The 3,326-nt window shown below is 70.9% G+C and carries 3 protein-coding genes and 1 pseudogene; all 4 read right to left on the bottom strand.

The features are described 5' to 3' along the window. Positions 1-78: 78 nt before the first annotated feature. Complete coding sequence (locus tag VG276_03460) at positions 79-552, bottom strand: VOC family protein (GenBank protein ID HEV8648465.1); 474 nt, start codon at positions 550-552, stop codon at positions 79-81. Positions 553-596: 44 nt separating this feature from the next. After that, a complete protein-coding gene (locus tag VG276_03455; protein ID HEV8648464.1) occupies positions 597-1,652 on the bottom strand; it encodes an aldo/keto reductase in 1,056 nt (351 codons plus the stop codon). A 26-nt stretch (positions 1,653-1,678) separates the two neighbouring features. Then, positions 1,679-1,929 (bottom strand): annotated as a pseudogene (locus tag VG276_03450) (VOC family protein). A gap of 304 nt (positions 1,930-2,233) precedes the next feature. After that, positions 2,234-3,326, bottom strand: a 1,093-nt coding sequence (locus tag VG276_03445) for a low temperature requirement protein A (GenBank protein HEV8648463.1), incomplete at its 5' end; no start/stop codon positions are given.

The raw sequence follows: 3,326 nt of genomic DNA, 5'->3' as shown, positions 1-3,326 counted from the left end.
CACGTATGGGCGCCGCGGCCGCCGCCAGCTCGCTCACCAGGTGATGGCCGACGGTGCCGGTCGCTCCCGTGACCAGGATCACGCTGGCTCACCGCCGAACATCGCCGCCGCGGCCGCCCTGATCTCGTCGGTAGGGACGTCGCGGAGGTGGTGCGCGAGGGCCCAGCGGTGGCCGAACGGGTCGATGATCTCCCCGTGCCGGTCGCCCCAGAACGCATCCTGCAGCGGGAGGGAGACCTCGGCCCCCGCCTCCAGTGCGCGCTGCCAGAGGCCATCCACGTCGTCGGTGTGGAGGCTCAGCGCGCCGACGGTGCCTCCGAGCGAGAGCGGCGAGACGACACCCAGGTCGGGAAACTCGTCGGAGATCATCACGGTGGAGTCGCCGAAGCGGAGCTCGATCTGCATGAATCTGCCGCCGGGGACGGGGACGCGGCCGCGCTCCTCCGCGCCGAGTGCCCGCTGATACCACTCCGATGCGGCGGCCGCGCCGCGCACGACGAGGTGCGGCGTAATCGTCTGCTTCCGCTCGGCGGCCGGCGTCGTCTCGGTCATCGCTTGCTCCTCACTCGGGGCCAGGCTGTCAGGCCAGGCCTTGTCTACGTGTGAGCTGTGGGGTGGCGGTGGTTGTCGATCAGTGGGCGCGTGTCGCCGTAGGCGAGGCGGCCGCCGCCGAAGTCGTGCGGGAAGCCGAGCTCGATGCGGCTGACCTCCTCCAGCCGTGCCAGCTCCTCGTCGGTGAGCTCGAGCTCCAGCGCTCCCAGGTTGTCCTGGAGCTGCTCGCGCCGGCGGGCGCCGAGAACCGGGACGATGACGCTGCGCGCCTGCTGCGCGCGCACCCAGGCGATCGCAACCTGGGCGGAGCTGGCGCCGCGTCCGGCGGCGACCGCGTTGACCGCGTCGGCGATCGCGAGGCTGCGATCGGTCAGACTGCTCTCGCCGAAGGCGGCGATGCGGGTGTCATCGGGCCGGTCACGGTCGCTGCCGTAGCGGCCGGTCAGCAAGCCGCCGCCGAGCGGCGACCAGGCGGTCACCGTCAGCTTGAGCGCCTGTGCCATCGGCAACAGCTCACGCTCGACGCTGCGCTCGACCAGACTGTACGGGACTTGTAGGCCGGCGAAGCGCGTCCAGCCGCGCAGGTCGGCCAGGGTGACCGCTTGCGAGACGATCCAGGCGGGCGTGTCGGAGATGCCGACGTAGAGGACCTTGCCGGCGCTGACGACGTCGTCGAGTGCACGCACGACCTCTTCGACCGGCGTGAAGGCGTCCCAGATGTGCACCCAGTACAGGTCGATGTAGTCGGTGCCGAGCCGCCGCAGGCTTGCCTCAAGCGACTGCACCAGGCTCTTGCGGTGGGCGCCGCCGCCGTTGGGGTCATCGGGGCGCATCGTGAGCGTGTACTTGGTCGACAGCACCCAGCGCTCGCGCTCCGCCTTGATCAGCTCACCGACGATGCGCTCACTCTCGCCGCGCGCGTAGTAGTTGGCGGTATCGACGAAGTTGCCGCCCGCCTCGGCGAACCGCTCGACGATGCGGGCAGCCTCGTCCCTGCTCGCACCCCAACCGCCCCGGCTGTCCCCGAAGATCATCGCGCCGAGGCACAGCTCCGAGACGCGCAGGCCGGTCCGACCGAGCAGCTTGTAGCGCATGCTCATCACAGCGCCCCTCTCGAGCACACACCCTGGAACGCGACCCGGATGTGCCCGGCCACCCGCCCCCGACCTCGACCTCGTCGATGAAGTCCGCGTGCACTGGATCGGTCAGCTCGAGCGTGGCACGACCGGCCTCCAGGATGGTCACCCGCCCACCGGGCGACGGGTAGGCGGCTTGCTGCCTGAGGCCGAGCGCGTCCCGGTAGAACCGGAGCGCCTCGGCGTAGTCGGCGGCCGTGACCACCAGGCGAAGCTCCCGTACAGCTTGGGTCTCTGACACGTTGCCTCACAGTTCGCGTCGGTACGGATCCAGCACAGGACTGTGCCCCCGCCACCGCCGAGTCGCCGAACCACAGCTCCACGGACACCAGCTTGCCGCCGGGCAGCGGCACGCGGCTGCGCTCCTCGACACCGAATGCCTGCTTGTACCATTCGGCGGCGCGCGTCGCGTCCCGGACGACGATGTGCGGGGTGATGGTGTGCAGCCCGTCGGGGATCGCCCTCACGCTGGACTGGGTCATTCTGATCCTCCCTGTTCGAGCGCCGGCAACCTGCCGGGGCGGAGCGGAGACAACGGTGCCGTCCTACCCACCAGCCGCCGCCCGCCTGCGGCGCTCCCAGGCCGACTCGGCCGGGATGCCTCCGACCACAACCGCCGCGAGCACGCCCAGCTGCGCGTCGGCGGAGAACGCCAGGCCGATCATCGCGGTGGGCAGCACGACACCGGCGATCAGCAAGCGGGCACCGACCGGCCCGGTGCCGAGTAGCCGCCGGAACCATGCCAGCCCGACGACGTACACGGCGACGCCGGCGGCCAGAAACCACGCGGTCGACGCGGTCACGGGTTCGCCGTACTGCACAACGGCGTTCTTGATCCCGGCGGCGAACACGATGATCCCGCCCAGCACCGGCAGGAACGCGTAGCCGAACCCGTACAGCGCCAGCCACGCGGAGCGGTCGACCGCCGCGGCGTCCAGCACGCGCTCGGCTTGCTCGTCCTCGCCGTCGAAGTACAGCCACCACAGCGCCGCAGCCAGCGCCAGCCCCAGTACCGCTGTGCCGACGCGGCCTGGCGACACCGTTCGTCCTTGCAGGCCGATGCCGACGGCGACGATCGACTCGCCGAGCGCGATCAGCACGATGAGCCCGTGGCGCTCCACGAAATGGGCGGCCCGGATGGGGAAGCCCGACACCGCCGTGAAGAACGGCGTGACCCAGTGCAACCCAAAGGCGGCCGTCCACAAGGTCCACTGGACGGCACCGTCGGTGACGCCGGCCAACAGCAGCAGCAGCGCGGTGATGGCGTTGGCCGGCCCGAGCCGGCGCATGGCCCGCACCGCGCGCTCCTGTGCGGACAGCAGGAACATCCCCGTGTGCACCAGCGTCACCAGCAGGTACCCGAGTCCGAAGGCGACGCCGCCGCCGCCGAAGGCGTCGGGGATCGCCAAGGCGACGACCAGGAACCCGGCCATGCCCACCAGCACCAGCAGCCGCAGCATCAGCGCTCGCGGCGGCACGGCGTTGGTGAGCCACGCATAGCCGCCGTACATCCACCACAGGTTGCCGAAGATCAGCGCGACGCGACCCAGGCCCACCGCGGTCGGGTCGCCGGCCAGCAGGCTCGTCAGCTGCGTGATGGCGAAGACGAAGACCAGGTCGAAGAACAGCTCGATGGTC

This window comes from Actinomycetes bacterium, assembly GCA_036000965.1.
GTDB lineage: Bacteria > Actinomycetota > CALGFH01 > CALGFH01 > CALGFH01 > DASYUT01.
This window is presented reverse-complemented; position numbering and strand designations above follow the sequence as displayed.

Bases quoted from the DNA above. Each gene is read 5' to 3' on its own strand.
- VG276_03460 (HEV8648465.1), bottom strand. From the start codon at position 552: ATGACCGAGACGACGCCGGCCGCCGAGCGGAAGCAGACGATTACGCCG.
- VG276_03455 (HEV8648464.1), bottom strand. From the start codon at position 1,652: ATGAGCATGCGCTACAAGCTGCTCGGTCGGACCGGCCTGCGCGTCTCG.